Raw genomic sequence first — 21,508 nt, 5'->3', positions numbered from 1 at the left:
ACTCATTTTCGCATTGCCATCGGTAAATAAATCCGGAATATGGATCCTTCGTTTTCCTTACTACTTACTTTAATTTTGCCTTTAAATTTTTCGATTATATTGAAGCAGACGGTTAATCCAATCCCAGTGCCTCTTTCTTTTAGTGAGTAGAAGGGAGTGCCAAGCTTTTCAATTGTTTCTTGGGACATTCCAATTCCTGTGTCTATGATTTCAATAAGTGCATATTCATTTTCTTGTAATAGATTGATTGTAATAAATCCGGCATCGTGCATTGATTCGATGGCGTTTTTCATCAAGTTAACGAGAACTTGTTTAAATTCAATCGGATTTATTTTTGTATAAAGCATTTGATTTAAGTTTAAATGGAAACCGATGCTTTGGCTATTTGCCATCGAGGCAAGCAAATCAGTTACTTTCAATATTTCTTTATTTACTTCTACAACTTGGAGTGTTTCTGTTTGTGGTTTTGCTAGTGATAAATAATCATTAATAATAATTTGAGCGTATTCTAATTCTTTTAGCATCGCATCGACATAGTATTTTTCGTCTGGGTTCATTGTTTTTGTTTTTTGAAAAAGTTGTGCAAAACCTTTAACGACAGTAATTGGATTACGAATTTCATGTGCAATCGTTGCAGCTAGTTGACCGATCGAATTTAATTGTTTCGCCTGTTGTATTTCCTTGTGATTGGCTTCTAAAGCTATGACCTTCGTCTCTGTTTGTAAAAATACAAATAAGAGTATTAATTGAATCGATAGGAATTCTAATATATTGCCAACAGGGTCTAATGCTATATAAGAATATTTTTCTTTTAGATCGGTGAATGAGATTAGTAATACAAAAGTAGGTCCAATTAGTATATTTAATGCCCAACCGATATAAAATGCTATGCGATTATATAAAAAGATCGTAAAGATTGGGATGATTGCTACAAAACTATACATTGTTGATGTGTCTGGGTATGTCCAAAATTTAATATACACATATAGTGAAGATATTGTTGTAAATAATACTTTTGAAAATGTGTTATCTCTTTTAACAAAATTGTATAAAGCAAAAATAACAATGAACATTAAGATAACTTGAGTAATAAGTTCAATTGGATGATCCTTAAAAGTTAAAGGAGAGAGTGTAATTCCTACTAGTAATAAAGAAGTAAGTGAAGCCATAAAAAAAATATAAATTCGACGGCTCCTTTTGTTGTAGTACTCTGTATTTTTCATGCTTCAATCTCCGTTCTGAAAAGAAACTTTTCAATAATATTTTACACTTTTCAGAAAATTATTTATATATAAATTATGACATTAATATAAAAGAGACCAAAAATATGTTTTTTGGTCTCTTAGCAGATTGAATTAATTAGAAAATGAAACAGTGATCGTTACAATCTCAGAAGGGTTACCTGTTCTAATTGGAGGTCCCCAAGTTCCAAATCCTGATGAAACGACAAAGTGTGAGCGTTCTTTTTGTAAATAGCCCCAGTCAACTTCATAAAGTCGACGGGTAATTAAGTGATTAGGCAGAAACTGGCCGCGATGTGTATGTCCAGAGACTTGTAAATCTACTCCTAATTGAGTAGGGATTTCTAAATGATAAGGCTGGTGATCAAGTAAGATAATTGGTTTTGTATGATCGATTCCTTCAAGTAGTTCATGTAAATCTAAGCGCTTTTTACTTGCAAGGTCTTTACGACCAACGATATAGAAATTGTTATCAACTAGTTCTTTCTCATCTAATAAAATATGAATACCAGCATCCTTTAAATGCCGGGCAAGTAAATCTAAATGTCCACCGTAATAATCATGATTACCTGGGACTGCATATATTCCAATCTTTGGTTTTAACTTTTTCAACGTTTGAATCATATTTTCCTCAACAAAAGGAGTAATATCTTCATCAATAATATCTCCAGCAATTAAGACTAAATCAGGAGCTAGCTTATTTATCTTTTCAACGAGAAACTCTAATCTTTTATTCGTAACTAATGTGCTTAAATGTAAATCCGAAACTAGTACAATTGAAAGTTCTTTATACTTTTCAATTGGTTTATCAACATTGATGTCATAATGAACAATCTGTGTGTCTAGTGCACTTTTTCTACCTTTTACGATAAGGTTTGCGACACATAATATGACAATTGTTCCAAGTATCACAGTTATACTACTTGTTTTGAAAGATGTAAATTCTCTTAAAATCAGTCCAATCAAATCAGCAACGATCACAAAGAAAATTAAATAATAAAAGATAGCTAACCAGTATGCTCCAATTTTATGGATCGGTTTAAAGAATGAAGTAGGAAGCTTACTCTTTAAAACTCTTGAAAGAATGTACGCAAAAGTTATTAACAGAAATACGATCCAATAGATTATTTTTATTGTTGGATTCGTCCATCTACTTAGCAAAGCATTAATATAAATCCATCCATTAAGACCTATGTAAAAATTAATTAGGAAAAAGAAAATCATAACCAAAATAATATTTAATACTATTCTTTTATTCATATTTATCCCTTTCATACGATAGTGGTATGGTACTTCTAGTATAAATGTTTAAACTTATAAACGCACCTAATTCACTTTCTATAAATTGAAAAATAGCATAAAAATATTAATCGACAGAAAATGAAAAATAGTGCGAGTTAATAGGGTAAAATAAAGGATTTTTGGAAGTTTTGTCGTATTATATTTATGTTAATTATATTTCGAAAATTTCGAATCTAGTGAGGGTAAAAACGTGTTAATCGAAAAACTTTTGCTACATGTTTTAATCATATTAAGTCCAATCTTAATATACAGTATTATTTATGAAAGACATGGCTATAAAGATAAAATTTATCTTTTTGGCATGTTTCAGGCTGTAGCAGGCTTTTTTTGCATGGCCTTTCCATATCCAGCATATGGGTTATTTTGGGATTTAAGATATATCCCATTAACTCTTGCGTTTCTTTATTGTGGCTATCGCTGGGGGATCGTGACCTTTTTAGCGATCTTATTAGCTAGAATCATTTTAGGTGGAGACGCTATCATATTTGGTATGATCAGTATTACCTTATCCTCACTAGGGTCTTTAATTTTATTTAAATGGTTTTGGACATTTAAGCCTAAACAGAGAATAATTGCAACAACTCTTATTAGTTTATGGCCTGCTTTAGTTCAACTAGGAATCTTATTTACTTTTTTATTCGTAAATAAGATTAGTTTTAAAAGCGATTACAGACTATTTGGGTTAATTTTAATTTTTATTGTGATCGAGTTAATCGCAATTACTTTAGGAGCAAAACTGATTGAAACACTAATTGAAAATAAAATACTACATAAAGAAATCCAAAGAGCTGAGAAACTTAATACGTTAAGTGAAATGGCAGCTTCTATTGCTCATGAAGTTAGGAATCCACTTACAGTTGTTAAGGGTTTCCTACAATTAATGCAAGAAAGTAAAGACAATCAGTCTATGGAATATTTGCCTCTAGTATTAAGCGAATTAGGTAGAGCAGAAGGGATCATTAATGATTATTTAAATTTTGCCAAACCACAATTTGAAAAAGTAGAAACGTTCAATTTAAAGCAATGCGTTTCAGATGTAGTCACCTTATTAGTTCCTTTAGCTTTAAAGCAAAATGTTAAATTAAAAGGTGATACAGAAGTCGAAACATTTATAAATACAGATAAAAATCAATTTAAACAAGCACTAATAAACCTAATTAAAAACGCAATTGAGGCAACTAGCTCAGGGGGATATGTACATACGAAGCTACACGAAGAAAAAGATATAACGGTCATTACAATTAGAGATAATGGAAAAGGAATGACTAAAGAACAACTTTCACGTATTGGTACACTTTTCTATTCGACTAAAGAAAAGGGAACTGGCGTAGGAACAACAGTTTCTGTTCGAATCATTGAAGCAATGAATGGAACAATCACCTTCGAGAGTAGCGTTGATGAAGGAACAAAAGTAACGATTAAACTACCAAAAGTTGAGCCTAAAGACAGTAAATTGGTTTGACCTAATGGGAAAATGAAAAACGCTTAGGAAATTTAGACTAAGCGTTTCTATTAATGTGAGTATTGTCTGTAATATTATATCTTCCTAGCAAACCAAACTGTCCAACAGTCTTTTTCAATAATAGCAGATTGATGCTGAAGCTTATTATCGATGAATTTTACTAATTGATTTAGCTCTTCATCAGTGAGTTCATGAAGAATTGATCGACCTGTTCTAAGTAATAAATCACTCCGAAGTGTTTCTAGGTCAGCGTAGATACGTCTTGTTTCCCAAAGTTTTACTGTGTTTTCTATATGAAACCCAGCTGATTCTAATGCTGAGTGCATTTCTTGTGTATCATATCTTCTTGATATTTCTTTCGTTTTCAATTTTGGGTAAAGGTCAAAAAAATAACCTCGTATATGGCTATCATCTCCAGGAAGTAAACAATCTTCTGGCGTCCGGTCTTGTACGATTAATATTCCGTTCTTTTTTAGTAAACGATTTGCCTCATTGAAACAGCCATTTAAATTATTTAAATGATGGACTAAAGCCCTTTCCAAAACTACATCATAACTTGAAGATGGAAGCTTAGTATGATATGCATCTCCTTTACTAAAAGAAATATTACTGTAGTCTTTACAGTTATCAGCAGCACCTTTAAGCATTTCCTCTGAAAAATCTACCGCTGTAACGTGGTTTACCTTTAACTTAGAGAGAGCTTTCGAATAGATCCCTCCACCGCAACCTATATCAACTGCGTCCTTTCCAAACAAATCAATATTATCCCTCATTAACTGAATCCAAGATTGATCAGCCTCTCTAGTTGTATAAGTCTTATTATTGTGTGCATCGTGGAAGTTGATGGTCATTTGATTCCCTCCCTAAATTTGATTCAGGTGCTTCTATTTACTAGTATAGACGATGATATTACACTGAATAATATCAATAAGTTATTGGCATTAATAAGATATTTTTATTAAGAAAAGCGTTAGATAAAAAAGGAATGGTGAAAATGGAAGGTACAATCGAAAGATTTGAAAGCTTAAGAACTGAACTAATCAATCACTATGAAGCATCAAAAGGAAGTATCTTTGGCCATAAAGGATTAAAAATACAAGGTAAAGTTTTTGTATTCTATAATGAACCTAATATTGTTGTAAAGTTAAAGAAAGAAGATGTTGCAACAGCTTTAACATTAAGCGGAGCAAAAAACTTTGACCCAATGGGTGGGAAACCTATGAGAGAATGGGTTGAAATTCCATACGGGGATCAACAGTGGTTTGATTATGCAATAAAGGGTATGTCATACGTTAAAAGTTTACTAAAAAATTAATAACTTAAAATTTGTTTGTTATAAGCTATGGATGGAAGTTTAATGATGTCTATCGCTTTAATGTTAAGGGAGAATGATATAAGTGACCAATCGTAAAGTAGCAGTTTCTTGGAGTGGTGGGAAGGATTGTTGTTTAGCATTAGACTTACTAATTAAAAATAAATATGAAGTGGCATGTCTAATATCAATGGTATCGAAAAAGGATGAAAGAAATCATGCGCATGGGACGCCGCTTAATTTTTTACAAATGCAAGCTGATGCAATTGGTATTCCTCTTGTCATGATTGACTCAGCAGGTAAATACGAGGAGTCAATGATTAATGGATTAAAAAAAATAAAAGAGGAATTTGATCTTTCTGCGATTGCATTTGGTACTTTATATGTCGAGGAAGATCGACAATGGAATGAACTAGTTGCAACTAAGGTGGGACTTGAACCGATGTTCCCAGTGTGGATTAAGAAAAGTGAAACTACTAATTTACTAGATCAATGGCTTGAGACTGGATACGATGCAATTATTTGTAGGGCAAAAGAGAATATTTTTGATTCTACGATCGTAGGTAAAAGCCTAAATGATGACTTAAAAGAACTATTCATTAGCAAAGAAATCTGTTTAATGGGCGAGAGCGGAGAATATCATACGTTTGTAATTGATGGCCCATTATTCAAAGAACGCTTAAATATAGTAGATGCGGATACAATTCTAAATAGTGGATTATGGTCTTTAAATATTAAAGAAATAGAAACAACTAAATAGATTTCTACTGAATTTTTATAAAGAAAATATAGTTTGAGATTGCTATTATCATTGCTTTAGAGAAATTAGCAAAAGCAAGCTAAAATCACTTAAATATAATTATTTAGGTGACTTTAGCTTGTTTTAGTTGTCTTACTTTCAATTATTTGTAGTTAAGTACCAGTCAGCATAACGCTTAATACCCTCACTAATTGATATTTTAGGTTTATAGTTTAAATCACTTTTGATTTTTTCAATATTAAGTGTATAGTCATAGCTCAAGAAATTGGCAATATGCTTGGAAACTTTCGGTGGTTTGTTAGTAATCCTCGCAATTATTTCTGAATTCAACGCGATAAATGACAGTAGTTTTGGTGAGATGTTTTTTGTATTCAACTCTTTATTTAAGGCAAAGAAGAGCTGTTTAAGCACGTCAATTAAATAAAGAGGTTGATCATTTGTAATATTGTAGTATTCACCATTAAAGACATTATCTGCATTCATACAAGCGATGATCATATCGACAACATTATCGATATAAGTAAAATCCATTAGAACTTGTCCTTTATGAACTAATGGAATTCCTCCATTTTCATTTATCTGTATAAATCTTCCGAAAATCGTATGATCGAAAGGTCCAAAAATTTGTCTAGGTCTTAGGGAGATTGCAGGTAGTCCTTTTTCAATTGCATCTTCAATAATTAAATCTGCCATATGTTTTGTTTCAGCGTAATAATTAGAGTGTTTTGATGGCAACGGATCACTTTCTTTAACATCTTTACGACTCTCTCTAGTAAAGTACACACTCGGGGTCGAAATATTAATAAATTTTTTTAAATCTGTTGAAAGTGAAGCTTTAACAACATTTTTTGTCCCTTCAACATTTGTTTTCTCAAATTCAGAAAAACGTCCAAAAGGTGCTGCAAGTGCAGCACAATGGATTACATAATCTACATTCTTTATATTTTCTTCTAATAAGACAGAGTCATTCAAATCGCCTTTGACAAAGGTGACATTCTCCATTTTGTTGAAAAATTTAGCTGCTTCCTCATTTCTTCCAAAGGCTATAACGGAATAGCCCAATTCACTTAATTTTTTAGTCGTATGTTTCCCTAAAAAACCCGTGGCACCACTTATGAAAACATTCATTATTCCACCCCGAAAAGAAATTATTGTCGCTCAAAGTTTATGAATCTCGTTCCTTGGAAAGTTAGTTTTCCTGTATCATTTTCTACTAATTGACCATAAATGAACCCATCAATTTGAAATTCAATTCTGTCTCCAGATTCGACCTCAAGTGTAACATAATAATGTGTAGAGGAATGAGCGAACTGATTCGTATTAGCACGCTGAACGTAATCTATTCTTTTAGTAACTATTTTTGCTGGGACAATTAATTTGGGTTGTTTATTATTATAATTCCACTGCTTTAATCCTTTTAATAGTGCAAAAAATATACCTGCAAAAACGAAGACGAAAATGATTGGAAATACGAAAGCGATAATTTTAAAAATATCAAAACCTGCATCAAACCCTGACATTATTAAGACCCCCTTTTAATAAATTGTAAGTCTCACACTACTTAATCCTTTTTAAGTCAAATCGGTCTCTCTATATATAGTTTATTAAATTTTCTGAAAGTAATAAACCTATTTCTTTCAACAAGTTAATAAAATTGGAGCTGTATTGTAAACGTTAAATTATTTTAGTGAATTTTATTTCTTTTGTTATATAGATATAACGCTAAAATCGATCCAGCTAGTAAAAAATGTAAAATAATTACTATTAATAATCTAATAGAACTACAACACAAAAAAGCTTTAAATTAAGTGTAAATCTCGTTATTTTCCTTATATGAACTTTAATTGTGACAGAATAAAAAACTAAGTAAAAAATACTTCCATTTTAGTAAATTTTAATTGGATTAATTATTGACCAATAATATCCAGGGGAGTAGGATACTTTTAATAGAACTCTTTTTCTCTATTATGTTCCATAGCCATGGTAGTAGCTTTTAAAACTAGTATGGTGATCAATGAAATAAGGCTAACAAGGAGATAAGGGGTTAGATAATTTAAATCTATTACTATCTAATCGAAAAGCGGGTAGGGAATATGGAAAATTAGTTATAGGAGTGATAAGGAAATGAATGTTAAAGATTTAATATCAGTTTACAATCAGTATTACAGTCATTCTAATTTACGCGTTTTTTTTGTATCAGGCCATACTGACGAAATCGAGGAAATTACGGACTTTGATGGAAACGGTCACCATGCTTCACAATCATTTGGCATTTATGTGCTTATGTCTAGAACAGAGACGCAACTAATTAAATTAGTATCCTTAAACTTTGAAGATTTAGGAATCATTGAAATTTCTTTAAATGATTTAGGTGACGAAATAAAGCATGACTGGACTAGCTACTTAAAGAAAGTGATAAGTTATTTAAAACAAGCAGGGTATCGGATCAATAGGGGGATGGACATACTGATTTACAGTAATCTTCCAAATGAAGTAGGGCTATCCTCAACTAAATCAGTTGAAGCTTTAACAGATACAATGCTAAAAACATTATACGAATAGAAATGAGAAAGCACATCAATATTTTCAACAATTAAAAAACAGCTAAGATTACTCCGGAAAAATTAAATTCTCCTCCTGTAAATTATAATATTTCAAATTTGCTTAAATAAAACTTAATTATACGATCTTGATTTAAAGAAAATAAAATATGTAAAAAATTCTCCATATTTAATGAATAATCATACAACCTTCAACTGTTAAAATTAAAGTAATAGTTTCGAAAACAATTCAGATTGGAAGGTTACGAGGAGAGTTGTAATGACTACAATTAAAGATATTGCCGAAAAAGCAGGAGTATCGATTGCTACTGTATCAAGAGTGCTTAATTATGACCCTGCACTATCAGTAAGTGACGATACAAAACAAAGAATTTTTGAAACAGCAGAAAAGCTTTCATATAAGAAAAAATCAAAAGTAAAAAAGAATATTGCTAAAATCGCACTTGTTAAAGGAGATAGTGGAAATGAAGAATTAAGTGATCTCTTTTATATGCTAATTCGTTTTGGAATTGAAAATAAGTGTGAACAACATTCACTGCACATTTCTACTTTTTTTCGTGGAAATGAAAAGGGGATGCTAGATGAGCAAATACTTGGTGTGATTGCATTAGGTAAGTTTGATGATCAGCAAATTAGCTCATTGAAAAAAGTATCGAAAAATATCGTTTTTGTAGATTTTTCACCTGATGAAGAGAAATACGATTCTGTTGTGACAGATTATGAGAATGCTATTATAAAAGTTTTAGATCATTTTATATCGCATGGACATCAAAAAATCGGATATATCGGTGGACGCGAGTATGATAAGAAGCAAGGTCAAAAAGTTAATTCTCGAGTGAAAACATATAAAAATTATTTAGAGGAAAAGGGGCTCTTTCGAAAAGAGAATCTGTACTTAAGTGAATTTACAGCAGAAGCAGGGTTTAATTTGATGAACAAAGCAATTCGAGAACAAGGTGGAGATTTACCAACAGCATTTATAATTGGTTGTGATACGATGGCTGTTGGATGTTTAAGAGCACTTCATGAAGCAAAAATATCAGTACCAGAGCGTGTAAATTTAATCGGAATGAATGATTTTGTGTTTTCAAAATATCTTTTTCCTAGCTTAAGTACTTTGAAGGTTTACACTGAATTGATGGGTGAATCCGCAGTGGACTTATTAATGGAAAGGCTTTTAGGTAGGAAAGTAGCCAAAAAAGTGATTGTTCCTACGACTTTAAAGATTCGTCAAAGTAGCCTTTAAAGTAGATATTTGCGAAATTTGTAAGATAATTGCTAAAAATTAAACATTTTGCTTTTAATCTTAACTCTTTTTAGTATAATTAAAAATTAAAAGGAGTGGGAACGTGAAGGTTGGGTATTTAGGTCCTGAAGCGACTTTTACACATGTTGCTGTTCGGTCTGTATTTAAGAATGATGAACATATTGCTTATTCTAGTATTCCTGTTTGTATGGATAATGTTGCGGAAGGTGAAGTTGATTTAGTTGTCGTACCAATAGAGAATTCGGTTGAAGGATCTGTGACCACAACAATTGATTATCTTGTACATGAACAGCCATTAAAAATGGTTGGTGAAATTATTATACCGATAAGACAGCATTTATTGATGGCAAAAGGACAAGCACATCGAGTAAAGGATATTGAGGTGATTTATTCTCATTCTCATGCGTTAGCTCAGTGTCACACATTTTTGCATAATCAATATAAATATACAAAGTTAGAGCCAGTTACTTCTACAAGTGCTGCGGCTAAAATGGTTAGTGAGCAATCTAATGAGTGTATAGCTGCGATCGCTAACGAATTTGCTGCAAAGAAATATGGATTAGAAATTGTTGCTTCAGATATTCATTCTAATTCATATAATCACACGAGATTTATTGTTTTACAAAGACATGATGCCAAAATGGAAACGAATTATTTTGAACCTAAACATACTAAGGCAACTCTAGTGATTAACATGCCGGAGAATCGTGCTGGTGCGCTTCACCAAGTACTTTCAGCATTTGCATGGAGACAGATTGACCTTTCAAAAATTGAGTCTCGCCCGACGAAAACTGGATTAGGAAATTACTTTTTCATTGTTGATGTTGAGATGGGCTATGATGACGTATTATTACCTGGAGTAAAGCAAGAATTAGAGGCTTTGGGCTTTAGTGTAGAAATTTTAGGAAGTTACTCAACAATCTCATTATAAGAAAAGAGAAGGTTTATAAGCCTTCTCTTTTATATTTTTTATTTTTACATTTTTAGTAGTAATAAGGGGGAGGACAATAGTATCCTGGTGGGCAATAGTAGTAAGGATAGCCATAACCATAACCACCCCAAAAAAATGGGAAGAATGGGAAAAATGGACGGAAGAACGGACGGAAAAATGGACGTCCAAATCCAAATCCAAACCCTGGTCTACCAAATCCAAATCCAGGTCTACCAAATCCTCCACCAAATCCACCATGAAAGCCTCCGAATCCACCATGTCCAAAGCCACCGCCACCAAATCCATGCGGACGATACTCATGTTCATTCGACATATAAAAAACCTCCTTTACTTATGAGTCTTACATAATCAAAATATGCAGGACAAAAGTGGAAGGTTTGGGCATATTGTATATTCTTCTGAATTAGAAAATTAGAATTATTTAATACAATACTTTATTAAAACTTAATCATTCAATAAATTAAACTTACGAATACGATATTGTAAGTTTTGTCTACTGATGCCTAATTGTTTTGCAGCCTGTGTAATATTGCCGTTGTGATCATTTAAAACATTTATAATATGTTGTTTTTCTTTGTTCAATAAAGTATTTTTTAAATTTGATTTATCATCTATTGATTCTACCTGATGTAATGTAACGTCTCTTTGTTGTTGAACGATTGGAGTAGCAATTGTATTTCTTTTTTCGTTAAAAAATCTAGCTGGTAAATGAGTTGCAGATATAGTTGTTTCATTTTCTACTAAGTTCATTGCGCCTTCAATCATATGTTCTAGTTCGCGTATATTACCTGGCCAGTTATGATTCAGGAAGAAGTTTGTTACATTTTCATCTAAATTAGTTACCCGATGGCCGAAAAGACGATTATATTTTTGAATAAAGAAGTTTGCTAATAATAATATATCTTCGAAGCGTTCACGTAGTGGCGGTAGAAATAATGAAACGACACTTAGGCGGTAATATAAGTCTTTACGTAAATGATTATTCGCGATTGCTTCAATAGGGTCTTCGTTTATCGTAGCGATAATTCGAACATCTAATTCTTTTTCGTTAATTTCACCAATTCTTCTAACTTTACGTTCTTGAATAACTCTTAAAAGTTTAGCCTGTAAGTTAGGGCTAAGTGAATTAATTTCATCTAATAATAATGTTCCACCATTTGCCTCTTCAAATAATCCAGGCTTATCAATTGCCCCAGTAAATGCCCCTTTTTTTGTCCCAAAAAGAATACTTTCAATTAAGGATTCTGGAAGAGCGGCGCAATTTTGAGAAATGAATGGCTTTGTTGCTCTTTTGCTAGCATTATGAATACTTTGAGCGAATAATTCTTTACCTGTCCCAGTTTCTCCAACAATTAATACTGATGAAGAGGTCTTGGCAGATCTTTTTGCATCTTCAATTATGTTTTTAAATGACTCGGATGTTCCGATTAATTGTTCAAATGTATAACGTGTATTTCTGTTTTGAAGAATACCTTCCTGCACAGATTGCTTTAATTCTGTCACGTCGCGAACCATTTCAATCGCTCCAATAATTTTATTTTCTTTCATTATTGGGTAAGTATCATTGATTGTCGTAACTTCTTTTCCTTTATTATTAAAATAAGATTGTTTAATATTTTTTCGTACTTTACCTTTTTGCAGGGCATCAAGTAAGGTGCTCGATTGGTTTTTTTGAAACGTAAAGACATCTAAAAGGTTTTTATGTAAGACATCCTCTTCATTCATCATTTCGATTTCCATCATTTTGCGGTTATACACCATTGTATTTGCATCTTGATCAACTACATGTATACCGATATCAATTTCTTCTAATATTAATTGTAATAATTCATCAACAGCTAAAAAGTTTTGCTTATCATTTTTCATATAATTCTCTCTTTTCATTATAACAATAGAAAAAATTTGCACTTCTAACTATTTTTGGTAAGATAAAAAGGCAGTTTTTTCCGGATGTGCTAATTTTCTTTGTTAATCGTTTTTTTGCTGCAAATATTCTATGCATATTTTAATTAATTTTGCGCCTGAATGCAAAAATATTTTGCGGTAAATTGAAAACGGTATCATGATTAAAGATGAATAACGCTTAGAATAAGTACATTTTGTGAATTTTAATTTATTTAACAGGTTTGGCACGGAAATTGCTTATTCTTTTAGTAAGAGACTAAAAATTAATCAATAATATTGGGGGAACTCAAATGACAACTAATTCTCAAAAGATCATTGACCAAACAAATCAATATGGCGCAAATAACTATCATCCACTTCCAGTAGTAATCTCTAAAGCTGAAGGTATTTGGGTTACAGACCCTGAGGGTAACAGATATTTAGATATGTTAAGTGCATATTCTTCTGTAAACCAAGGGCATCGTCATCCAAAAATTATCCAAGCTTTAAAAGATCAAGCTGATAAAGTTACATTAACTTCTCGTGCTTTCTATAGTGAAAACATGGGTGAGTGGTATGAAAAGGTAGCAAAAGTTACGAACAAAGATATGATCTTACCTATGAACACTGGTGCTGAAGCTGTTGAGACAGCTATTAAAGCTGCTAGAAGATGGGCTTATGATGTTAAGGGTGTAGAGGAAAACCAAGCAGAAATTATTGCATGTGTTGGAAACTTCCACGGTCGTACGATGGCTGCAGTTTCTTTATCATCAGAAAAAGATTATCAACGTGGATTTGGACCATTCTTACCAGGAATTAAGTTAATTCCATATGGCGATATTGAAGCATTAAAAGCTGCAATTACACCTAATACTGCTGCATTCTTAATCGAACCAATTCAAGGTGAAGCTGGAATTAATATCCCTAAAGAAGGATTCTTACCTGAAGTAGCTGAAGTTTGTAAAAACGAAAACGTATTATTTATTGCAGATGAAATTCAAACAGGTTTATGTAGAACTGGTAAAACTTTTGCATGTGATTGGGATGGCGTAACTCCTGACATGTACATTTTAGGTAAAGCACTTGGTGGCGGAGTATTCCCAATTTCATGTGTTGCTGCAAATCGTTCAATCTTAGGCGTATTTGAGCCAGGTTCTCACGGATCTACATTTGGTGGAAATCCATTAGCTTGTGCAGTTTCTGTAGCTGCTTTAGAAGTTCTTGAAGAAGAGAAGTTAGCTGAGCGTTCAAATGAGCTTGGAAACTACTTTATGGAAAAATTAAAAGAAATCGATCATCCTCACATTAAAGAAGTTAGAGGACGTGGATTATTTATTGGTGTTGAACTTCATGTACCAGCACGTGTTTATTGTGAAGCATTAAAGAAACAAGGTTTATTATGTAAAGAAACACATGATACAGTAATTCGTTTTGCACCACCATTAATTATTTCAAAAGAAGATTTAGACTGGTCAATTCAACAAATTAACGAAGTATTTAGCCAATATAAAGCAACTGTATAAATGGAGCGATAAAAATGACAACTACAATCCCACAAAATGAAGTACAAAACAAAATCAAAGAAGAAGGAAGAGAATTAATTGAGTCTACTCAAGAAGTAATCTCAGAAGCTCTTCATAAACTTGGTTATTCAAAAGAACTTTATGAGTTATTAAAAGAACCATTACGATTTTTAACAGTTCAAATTCCGGTAAGAATGGATGATGGCTCAGTGAAGATTTTCACTGGCTATCGTTCACAACATAATGATGCTGTAGGTCCAACAAAGGGTGGAATTCGTTTCCATCCTGAGGTTAATGAGGACGAAGTAAAAGCTTTATCAATGTGGATGAGCTTAAAATGCGGTATCGTTGATTTACCATACGGTGGGGGAAAAGGCGGTATCATTTGTGATCCAAGAAAAATGTCAATTTATGAGTTAGAGCGTTTAAGTAGAGGATATGTTCGTGCGATTAGCCAAATCGTTGGACCAACAAAGGATATTCCTGCTCCAGACGTATATACTAACCCACAAATTATGGCTTGGATGATGGATGAATATAGTAGAATTCAAGAATTTGATTCTCCTGGATTTATTACTGGTAAACCACTTGTATTAGGTGGATCAGAAGGACGTGAAACAGCTACAGCTCAAGGTGTTACAATCTGTATCGAAGAGGCTGCTAAACGTAAGGGAATCGATTTAAAGGGTGCTAGTGTCATTGTTCAAGGATTTGGAAATGCGGGTAGCTTCTTAGCGAAGTTCATGGTTGAAGCAGGTGCAAAGGTAGTCGGTATTTCTGATGCACTTGGCGCATTATACGATCCAGACGGTTTAGATATTCATAGCTTACTAGAAAAAAGAGATAGCTTCGGAACGGTAACTAACTTATTTACTGATGTAATTTCGAATAAAGAATTACTAGAAAAACCTTGTGATATTTTAGTTCCAGCCGCAATTTCAAATCAAATTACAATTGAAAATGCTCACAATATTAAAGCATCAATCGTAGTTGAAGCTGCAAATGGTCCGACTACTCTAGAAGCTACTAAAATTTTAACAGAGCGCGAAATTTTACTAGTTCCAGACGTACTAGCAAGTGCTGGTGGAGTTTCTGTTTCTTATTTTGAGTGGGTTCAAAATAACCAAGGTTACTACTGGTCTGATGAAGAAGTTGCTCAAAAGCTTCGTGAAAAAATGGTTCGTTCATTTGATAGTGTTTACCAAACTTCAGTTAATCGCAAAGTAAATATGAGATTAGCTGCATATATGGTTGGTATTCGCAAAATGGCGGAAGCATCTCGTTTCCGTGGATGGGTTTAATAGATTAATTGGTTTGCTCCAGATGAAAATTTCATCTGGAGCACTTATATTGTATTGACAGATAATAAAATCTATTTTTATAATTAAGTATTATCTCAATACAATGATTTGTATACGTTTTCAATCGTTATCTGAAAATTTAGTCTTAAAATATGTTGGTTTAAAGAGCTTTAGTGTTCGTTAAGGAAATAAGTGAACTTATATTCTGTTATATCAGAATATTTTAACTTATACGCACAATTTACATCTAGAGGAGGGACTTTCATGAAACAACAAGAACAGGGGTTAAAGAAAGAGCTTAAAAGCAGACACTTGTTTATGATTGCTCTTGGGGGAGTAATTGGGACAGGTTTGTTTATGGGATCAGGCTATACAATTAGTGAAGCTGGTCCAGGTGGAGCAATATTAGCCTACTTAGTAGGTGGAATCGTAATGTATTTAACAATGCTATGTTTGGGAGAATTAGCAGTTAATTTACCTGATGCTGGTTCTTATCAAACTTATGCAACTAAATATATCTCACCAGCGTCAGGCTATGTAGTTGGATGGATGGCATGGTTAAACTGGTCGGTAACAATCGGTTTAGAGTTAATTACAGTTAGTATGTTAATGAAGAGATGGTTTCCAGATGTACCGACTTGGATCTGGTGTGTAGTATTTGGGGTAATATTATTTGCAATAAATGCACTTTCAACTAAAAGTTTTGCTGAAGTTGAATTTTGGTTTGCAAGTATTAAAGTAGTAACAATTGTTCTATTTATAATTTTAGGTGGAGCAGTAATGTTTGGCATTGTACCAATGGAAGGGACAAAGGCTCCAATGCTTTCTAACTTTACAGACCACGGCGGACTTTTCCCAAATGGCTTTTTAGCGATTATGGTCACAATGGTTGCAGTTAACTTCTCATTCCAGGGAAGTGAATTAGTAGGGATTGCAGCTGGTGAAAGTGAAGATCCAGCAAAAGCTGTACCTAAAGCAATTAATAACACAGTATGGCGAATTCTAGTATTCTTTATTTTATCAATTTTTGTTTTAGCAGGTCTTTTCCCTTGGGAGAAAGCTGGTTTAGTAGATAGCCCATTCGTAGTAGTATTTGATAACATCGGTATTCCATACGCAGCAGATATTATGAACTTTGTTATTATTACAGCAGTTCTATCAGTTGCTAACTCAGGTTTATACGCAACATCTCGTATGATGTATTCAATGGCTCAAAAAGGAATGGTTAGTCCGAAATTAGGAAAATTAACTAAAAAAGGTGTACCTTTAAACGCTTTAACTTTTAGTATGTTTTTTGGTTGTTTATCTCTATTAAGTGGTATTTACGCAGAAGACACGGTTTATCTATGGTTGCTATCAATTGCAGGATTTGGCTGTTTATTTGTTTGGGCAAGCATTGCATTATCAAATCTTTTAGGTAGAAAGAAATACCTTCAAGAAGGTGGGAAATTAGAGGATTTAAAATATAAAACGCCTCTTTATCCAATCGTTCCAATCGTTGCTTTTGTTTTAAATGTAGCTGTAATCATTAGTCTTGCATTTATCCCAGATCAACGCATTGCATTGTACTGTGGTGTTCCATTTATGATTGCATGTTTAATTTATTATCATTTCTCTGCTAAACATAAGATTGAAAAACACGAGCAAGAAGAGAATAAAAAAGTAAGTTAATAATTGTTTTGAGATTGTCTCAAAAATTTGTGAAAACTCGCTAATTACTAGCGAGTTTTTTTGTATTTTTGAATTGTAGTTATGTTGTTGATCAGGTTTAGCGATAATTGAGATTTATTTAGTAAGGGAAGCTCACAACTTTATCAACATTGTCCACATATCGTTCATGCTTGTTAAAATTGAAACTACTTATTTCAGCTCACACAAACCCAACATAAATCGTACCCACAAATTTATTGAATAAAAATTACTGCTTTATTAACAAAGTTCACAATTTTATCAACAGTGTGCATATTTTCGTTAATATTTTTTTGATTTTGCAGGGGAGAGCGGCTACTTATCCACTGTTTTGGTGAACGTATTACAGTTTTTAACTGATTCTGCATTAAATATTAACAAATGTTCGCAAGTTCTTGTTAATAACCTTTTATAGAAAGGAATGGGGAAGTTACTTATCCACATTTTACTGTTATGGCTATATTTTCTTTAGAATCAGATATGAGTTATACACATAAAAAAAGAACTGTCCCAAAAGTGCATTGACTTAAGGGACAGTTACATTTTTACTGCTTATTTATTTTTTTCAGACTCTTTACTTGTTACAGAGATGTCTTGTAAGTGACCTTGGAAGCCTTGACCTGCTGTTAAGTCGTAACCTTTAACGCGCTTATTAACTCCATCTAAACCGAAGCGGAATAGAGTAGGGATAACTGGCACTTCGTCATTTACAAGCTCTTGCCATTTATCGTATACTTCTTGACGGTATTTTTCATCAAATGCTTTTGCTGAAATACCTTCTTTTAATAGTTTATCATTGTCGTTATTTACCCAACGAACGTAGTTGAATGGTGCATTTTTCGCCCAGATTCCAGATGGGTCTGGGTCAGAACCTGTTCCCCAAGCTGCTGCGAAAATATCGATTTTTGGATTATCTTTTTCTACCATATCGTAGAATGAGTTGAACTCATGTAAACGTCCATCTAATAATTGAACATCTAAGCCAACTTCTTTCCAAGATTGTAAGTAGAATTGTGCTAATGGTTCAGCGATATCGCCACCACTCATAGAAGCGAAGTTGATTTTAAACGGTTTTCCGTTTGGATCTTCACGTAAACCATCTCCAGTTACATCTTTGTAACCAGCTTCGTCTAGTAATTTTTTAGCTTTTTCAGGATCATGAGTATATCCTTTTAATGCTTTATCAAAGTATTTAGGGAATGATGGTGGAATGACAGATGTTGCAGGCACTCGTAATCCTTTGTATAATTTTTCCCCAACTGATTTGTTATCAAGGGCATAAGCCATTGCTTGACGTACACGCTTATCTTGGAATTTTGGGTTATCCATTACGTTTACACCATTTTTCGCATCGTAATGACCTAATTTAAATCCAATGTAAGAGTAAGCTAACTCAGTTTTACCGATTAATTGGATATTTTTTAATTTTTTAGCTTGATCATATTGGTCAGCTGAAACAGAAGCGATATCGATATCTCCGTTAGCTAGAGAAGATGTAGCAATAGTTGGATTAACAACTTTTAAAAGTACACCGTCAAGCTTTGGAGCACCGTTCCAGTAATCTTTATTCGCTTCGAACTCTACAGCTTCACCTGGAGTGATCTTTTTAATTTTAAATGGTCCAAAGCCGATAGGAGTTTTACGAATTTGGTCAGATGATGCTAATTTATCGATTGGCACATTGCCTAAATATTTTTTAGGTAGTGGGTTAGTCCATAATCCAGTAAGTACAGATGGGTTAGCTTCTTTAAATGTAATTGAAATTGTTTTAGGATCAATTACTTTAACACCGGAAATATTTTTTGCCTTTCCGTTATGATAATCTTCCATACCTTCAATCATAGACATTTGTGAGTCATAACGTACACCTGTATATTTTGGATTACCAATTACTAGATAAGAATATTCTAAATCCTCTGCTGTAACTGGATCCCCATTCGTCCAATTTACATTATCGCGAATTTTTAATGTGATTGTCTTTTTGTCATCGCTTAATTTATATGTAGCAGCACCATCTTGGTCATAAATATAGTTTTCATCTGTTGAAAGAAGTGCTTCATCAAAGAATTGAAGAACTTGAGAATCTGGATCGCCTTCATAGAAAACTGTATTTAAGATACCTTCAAATGGCGTATCTGAAACTAAACCATATTTTAAAATGCCACCTGAAACCGATTTTTTGTTATTTGAAACTTTAATTGGAAAAGCAGCTTGATCGATTTGCTTAGTAGTAGTTGAAGTCTTTGTGTCGCCACCTTTACATGCTGAAAGAATCATCATAGATACTGCCATTGCGCTTAATACTTTAGTAAAGCTTTTTGCATTTTTCATATTTCCACTCTCCTTATTTTTTAATTAACCTCTTCTTTGTCTAGCATCAGCTGCACGCTTTAGCGCTTCACCGATGAAATTTATACTCAGCATGAGCACTAAAATCATGCACGATGCAGGTAACCATATCCACAGCTTATTTTGTAAAACATCAGGATTTGTTGCATAACTAACTAGTGTTCCTAAACTTGGTGTACTTTCTGGTAAACCAAATCCAAGGAAGGTTAGACCAGATTCGATTCCAATATTTCCTGCTAGGTTTAAAGTGAATGCAACGATAATTAATGAACTTACATTTGGTAAAACGTGTGAGATAATGATTTTCCAATTCGGCGTGCCAATTGCTTTAGCTGCAGCCACATAATCTAATTCGCTCTCTGATAAAACTTTTGAACGAATTAATCTTGCCTTACCTGTCCATAAAAAAAGGCTCATAATAAGGACAAAATTTATGATTGAGAATTTAGGTACAACTGTTACGAATACAATAATTAGCATTAATGTTGGTAGGGATAGGAAAAAGTCAATAATACGCATAACGACACTGTCTACCCAACCACCGAAATAGCCAGCTATTAAACCTAATGCTAGGCCAAGTAGATTTGTAATAATTGTGATAAAAAATCCAATCGTAAAGGAATTTCTAGTCCCAATGATTAGTTGTCCAAATATATCGCGTCCCCCGTAGTCAGTACCTAACCAATGAGTAGAGGATGGGGGTTGATAGATTGATAGAAAGTCGACTTTAACAATTTGGTTTTGATCTAGAATAAGAGAAGTAGCATACACACCTATTATTATTAGGCCAAGTACGATAAGAGAACCTAAAGCTAACTTATCTCGTCTAAATTCTGCCCAAATGACACTAAATCCTGATGGACTTTTTCGTTGCTCTGTAATATGAGTTTGATTTTCGATTTTTAATTCCATAAATTTCACCTACCCTATTCAATCCGTATACGTGGATCTACGATGCTTAGAATAATATCTGAGATTAATGTTCCGAAAAGTGTTGCAAGGCATGTCATTAAAACAAGCGCATTTACAACGGTAAAATCACGTAACATAACGGATTTAACGAACAGTTGCCCAATTCCTGGATAGCCAAAAATTGATTCTAAAAATACAGAACCAGCTATTAAACCAGTGATCTCATAACCTAAAAATGCAGCGATTGGTAAAAATGAATTTCGTAAAACGTGTCGAGAATAAACCTTTGATTCTGGAACACCTTTTGATCTAGCTGTTCTGACAAAATCTTTTACTTTTGTATCGATAATTTCACTACGCAAATATTGAGAAATTCCAACAGTTGAAATAAGTGCACCTGATAAAGTTGGTAAAACAAGATGATCTAATTTGCTTACGTAATAAGCAAAAGTTCCGTCAGCAACCGTAGGGTCTACGCTACCGCCCGTTGGGAAAAGATCAAAATAAAATCCAAAAACAAACAGCATAACAATTCCAAAAATAAATAAAGGGGTAGCAAAACCTAAATAGTTATATCCGGTTATCAGCTTATCCGCCCAGGTGTCGCTATAGCGTCCACTAATAATACCAAGTGGAATTGCCAGTAAATAAGTTACAATAAACACGCAGAGGGCAAGTAATACAGTATTTCCAATACGGTCACCAATTACATCAACTACATTGATTTTATGTGTATAGGAAACACCAAAATCTCCTTTTGCAACATTTTTAATCCAATGATAATACTGAACATAAGCAGGATCATTTAAACCCATTTCTTCACGAATTTTTTCAATTTCTTGTGGATTAGCTTTTGGGTTAATTGATCTTCCAGTAAGCGCATCACCAGGCATTGCTTTAGCTAGTGCAAAGATTAGTATACTCAAGATCAGAAGCTGAGGAATCATGATGAGTATACGTCGAATGACAAATTTTAACATATTCGTTACTCCT

Annotated in this window: 19 protein-coding genes; 9 read left to right on the top strand and 10 right to left on the bottom strand. The window is 33.1% G+C overall.

From position 1 onward, the window contains the following. Positions 1-2: 2 nt before the first annotated feature. Positions 3-1,223 (bottom strand): sensor histidine kinase, encoded by a 1,221-nt coding sequence (locus COJ46_RS15990; protein WP_097973196.1) that lies wholly within the window; start codon positions 1,221-1,223, stop codon positions 3-5. Between the two features lie 132 nt (positions 1,224-1,355). After that, on the bottom strand, positions 1,356-2,501 hold the full coding sequence (locus COJ46_RS15985; RefSeq protein WP_176522422.1) for a metallophosphoesterase: 1,146 nt from the start codon (positions 2,499-2,501) through the stop codon (positions 1,356-1,358). Between the two features lie 232 nt (positions 2,502-2,733). On the opposite strand from COJ46_RS15985, the gene COJ46_RS15980 reads away from it, so the two are divergent. Further along, on the top strand, positions 2,734-4,005 hold the full coding sequence (locus COJ46_RS15980; RefSeq protein ID WP_097973200.1) for an ATP-binding protein: 1,272 nt from the start codon (positions 2,734-2,736) through the stop codon (positions 4,003-4,005). Positions 4,006-4,079: 74 nt separating this feature from the next. On the opposite strand, the gene COJ46_RS15975 is transcribed toward COJ46_RS15980, so the two are convergent. Beyond that, positions 4,080-4,856: a class I SAM-dependent methyltransferase gene (locus COJ46_RS15975; RefSeq protein WP_097973201.1), complete on the bottom strand. Its 777-nt coding sequence runs from the start codon at positions 4,854-4,856 to the stop codon at positions 4,080-4,082. A 143-nt stretch (positions 4,857-4,999) separates the two neighbouring features. Here COJ46_RS15975 and COJ46_RS15970 point away from each other — a divergent pair, with 143 nt between their 5' ends. Further along, complete coding sequence (locus COJ46_RS15970) at positions 5,000-5,320, top strand: hypothetical protein (RefSeq protein ID WP_097973203.1); 321 nt, start codon at positions 5,000-5,002, stop codon at positions 5,318-5,320. 82 nt (positions 5,321-5,402) lie between these two features. Further along, complete coding sequence (locus COJ46_RS15965; RefSeq protein ID WP_097973205.1) at positions 5,403-6,077, top strand: Dph6-related ATP pyrophosphatase; 675 nt, start codon at positions 5,403-5,405, stop codon at positions 6,075-6,077. Positions 6,078-6,215: 138 nt separating this feature from the next. Here the strand turns inward: COJ46_RS15965 and COJ46_RS15960 are convergent, their stop codons facing one another. After that, positions 6,216-7,205, bottom strand: a complete 990-nt coding sequence (locus COJ46_RS15960; protein ID WP_097973207.1) for an NAD-dependent epimerase/dehydratase family protein — start codon at positions 7,203-7,205, stop codon at positions 6,216-6,218. A gap of 20 nt (positions 7,206-7,225) precedes the next feature. Further along, positions 7,226-7,597 carry a DUF2500 domain-containing protein gene (locus tag COJ46_RS15955; protein WP_097973208.1) on the bottom strand — a complete coding sequence of 124 codons (372 nt, stop codon included), beginning with the start codon at positions 7,595-7,597 and terminating at the stop codon, positions 7,226-7,228. 604 nt (positions 7,598-8,201) lie between these two features. Between COJ46_RS15955 and COJ46_RS15950 the strand changes: the two genes are divergently transcribed. The 3 genes from COJ46_RS15950 (at position 8,202) to pheA (ending at position 10,836) form a co-directional block, all read left to right on the top strand. Then, a complete protein-coding gene (locus tag COJ46_RS15950; protein WP_097973210.1) occupies positions 8,202-8,639 on the top strand; it encodes a galactokinase in 438 nt (145 codons plus the stop codon). A 258-nt stretch (positions 8,640-8,897) separates the two neighbouring features. Next, positions 8,898-9,884 (top strand): LacI family DNA-binding transcriptional regulator, encoded by a 987-nt coding sequence (locus COJ46_RS15945; protein ID WP_097973212.1) that lies wholly within the window; start codon positions 8,898-8,900, stop codon positions 9,882-9,884. A 103-nt stretch (positions 9,885-9,987) separates the two neighbouring features. Further along, positions 9,988-10,836, top strand: coding sequence for a prephenate dehydratase (gene pheA, locus COJ46_RS15940; protein WP_097973214.1), 849 nt, complete (start codon positions 9,988-9,990; stop codon positions 10,834-10,836). Positions 10,837-10,888: 52 nt separating this feature from the next. Here the strand turns inward: pheA and COJ46_RS15935 are convergent, their stop codons facing one another. Next, entirely contained in the window at positions 10,889-11,170 is a 282-nt protein-coding gene (locus COJ46_RS15935) for a hypothetical protein (RefSeq protein WP_097973216.1), read from the bottom strand. Positions 11,171-11,301: 131 nt separating this feature from the next. Further along, positions 11,302-12,723: a sigma-54 interaction domain-containing protein gene (locus COJ46_RS15930; protein WP_097973218.1), complete on the bottom strand. Its 1,422-nt coding sequence runs from the start codon at positions 12,721-12,723 to the stop codon at positions 11,302-11,304. A 329-nt stretch (positions 12,724-13,052) separates the two neighbouring features. On the opposite strand from COJ46_RS15930, the gene COJ46_RS15925 reads away from it, so the two are divergent. The 3 genes from COJ46_RS15925 (at position 13,053) to COJ46_RS15915 (ending at position 17,236) form a co-directional block, all read left to right on the top strand. Then, complete coding sequence (locus tag COJ46_RS15925; protein WP_025569075.1) at positions 13,053-14,264, top strand: ornithine--oxo-acid transaminase; 1,212 nt, start codon at positions 13,053-13,055, stop codon at positions 14,262-14,264. A gap of 14 nt (positions 14,265-14,278) precedes the next feature. Next, positions 14,279-15,565 (top strand): Glu/Leu/Phe/Val family dehydrogenase, encoded by a 1,287-nt coding sequence (locus tag COJ46_RS15920; RefSeq protein ID WP_025569073.1) that lies wholly within the window; start codon positions 14,279-14,281, stop codon positions 15,563-15,565. Positions 15,566-15,829: 264 nt separating this feature from the next. Then, on the top strand, positions 15,830-17,236 hold the full coding sequence (locus COJ46_RS15915; protein ID WP_098566113.1) for an amino acid permease: 1,407 nt from the start codon (positions 15,830-15,832) through the stop codon (positions 17,234-17,236). A 570-nt stretch (positions 17,237-17,806) separates the two neighbouring features. Here the strand turns inward: COJ46_RS15915 and opp4A are convergent. Genes opp4A through opp4B form a run of 3 tightly spaced genes read right to left on the bottom strand, consistent with a single transcriptional unit; the run spans position 17,807 to position 21,495 of the window. Beyond that, positions 17,807-19,585 carry an oligopeptide ABC transporter substrate-binding protein gene (opp4A, locus tag COJ46_RS15910; RefSeq protein WP_098566112.1) on the bottom strand — a complete coding sequence of 593 codons (1,779 nt, stop codon included), beginning with the start codon at positions 19,583-19,585 and terminating at the stop codon, positions 17,807-17,809. 24 nt (positions 19,586-19,609) lie between these two features. Further along, positions 19,610-20,515 carry an ABC transporter permease gene (locus tag COJ46_RS15905; RefSeq protein ID WP_098428191.1) on the bottom strand — a complete coding sequence of 302 codons (906 nt, stop codon included), beginning with the start codon at positions 20,513-20,515 and terminating at the stop codon, positions 19,610-19,612. Positions 20,516-20,529: 14 nt separating this feature from the next. Beyond that, positions 20,530-21,495, bottom strand: coding sequence for an oligopeptide ABC transporter permease (opp4B, locus tag COJ46_RS15900; RefSeq protein ID WP_098566111.1), 966 nt, complete (start codon positions 21,493-21,495; stop codon positions 20,530-20,532). Positions 21,496-21,508 lie beyond the last annotated feature (13 nt).

The sequence above is a fragment of the Bacillus sp. AFS077874 genome (assembly GCF_002566505.1).
Taxonomy (GTDB): domain Bacteria; phylum Bacillota; class Bacilli; order Bacillales; family Bacillaceae_G; genus Gottfriedia.
This window is presented reverse-complemented; position numbering and strand designations above follow the sequence as displayed.

Bases quoted from the DNA above. Each gene is read 5' to 3' on its own strand.
- COJ46_RS15915 (WP_098566113.1), top strand. From the start codon at position 15,830: ATGAAACAACAAGAACAGGGGTTAAAGAAAGAGCTTAAAAGCAGACAC.
- COJ46_RS15960 (WP_097973207.1), bottom strand. From the start codon at position 7,205: ATGAATGTTTTCATAAGTGGTGCCACGGGTTTTTTAGGGAAACATACG.
- COJ46_RS15950 (WP_097973210.1), top strand. From the start codon at position 8,202: ATGAATGTTAAAGATTTAATATCAGTTTACAATCAGTATTACAGTCAT.
- COJ46_RS15985 (WP_176522422.1), bottom strand. From the start codon at position 2,501: ATGAATAAAAGAATAGTATTAAATATTATTTTGGTTATGATTTTCTTT.
- COJ46_RS15975 (WP_097973201.1), bottom strand. From the start codon at position 4,856: ATGACCATCAACTTCCACGATGCACACAATAATAAGACTTATACAACT.
- COJ46_RS15935 (WP_097973216.1), bottom strand. From the start codon at position 11,170: ATGTCGAATGAACATGAGTATCGTCCGCATGGATTTGGTGGCGGTGGC.
- COJ46_RS15990 (WP_097973196.1), bottom strand. From the start codon at position 1,223: ATGAAAAATACAGAGTACTACAACAAAAGGAGCCGTCGAATTTATATT.
- COJ46_RS15905 (WP_098428191.1), bottom strand. From the start codon at position 20,515: ATGGAATTAAAAATCGAAAATCAAACTCATATTACAGAGCAACGAAAA.
- COJ46_RS15970 (WP_097973203.1), top strand. From the start codon at position 5,000: ATGGAAGGTACAATCGAAAGATTTGAAAGCTTAAGAACTGAACTAATC.
- COJ46_RS15955 (WP_097973208.1), bottom strand. From the start codon at position 7,597: ATGTCAGGGTTTGATGCAGGTTTTGATATTTTTAAAATTATCGCTTTC.
- COJ46_RS15925 (WP_025569075.1), top strand. From the start codon at position 13,053: ATGACAACTAATTCTCAAAAGATCATTGACCAAACAAATCAATATGGC.
- COJ46_RS15930 (WP_097973218.1), bottom strand. From the start codon at position 12,723: ATGAAAAATGATAAGCAAAACTTTTTAGCTGTTGATGAATTATTACAA.
- opp4B (WP_098566111.1), bottom strand. From the start codon at position 21,495: ATGTTAAAATTTGTCATTCGACGTATACTCATCATGATTCCTCAGCTT.
- opp4A (WP_098566112.1), bottom strand. From the start codon at position 19,585: ATGAAAAATGCAAAAAGCTTTACTAAAGTATTAAGCGCAATGGCAGTA.
- COJ46_RS15920 (WP_025569073.1), top strand. From the start codon at position 14,279: ATGACAACTACAATCCCACAAAATGAAGTACAAAACAAAATCAAAGAA.
- COJ46_RS15945 (WP_097973212.1), top strand. From the start codon at position 8,898: ATGACTACAATTAAAGATATTGCCGAAAAAGCAGGAGTATCGATTGCT.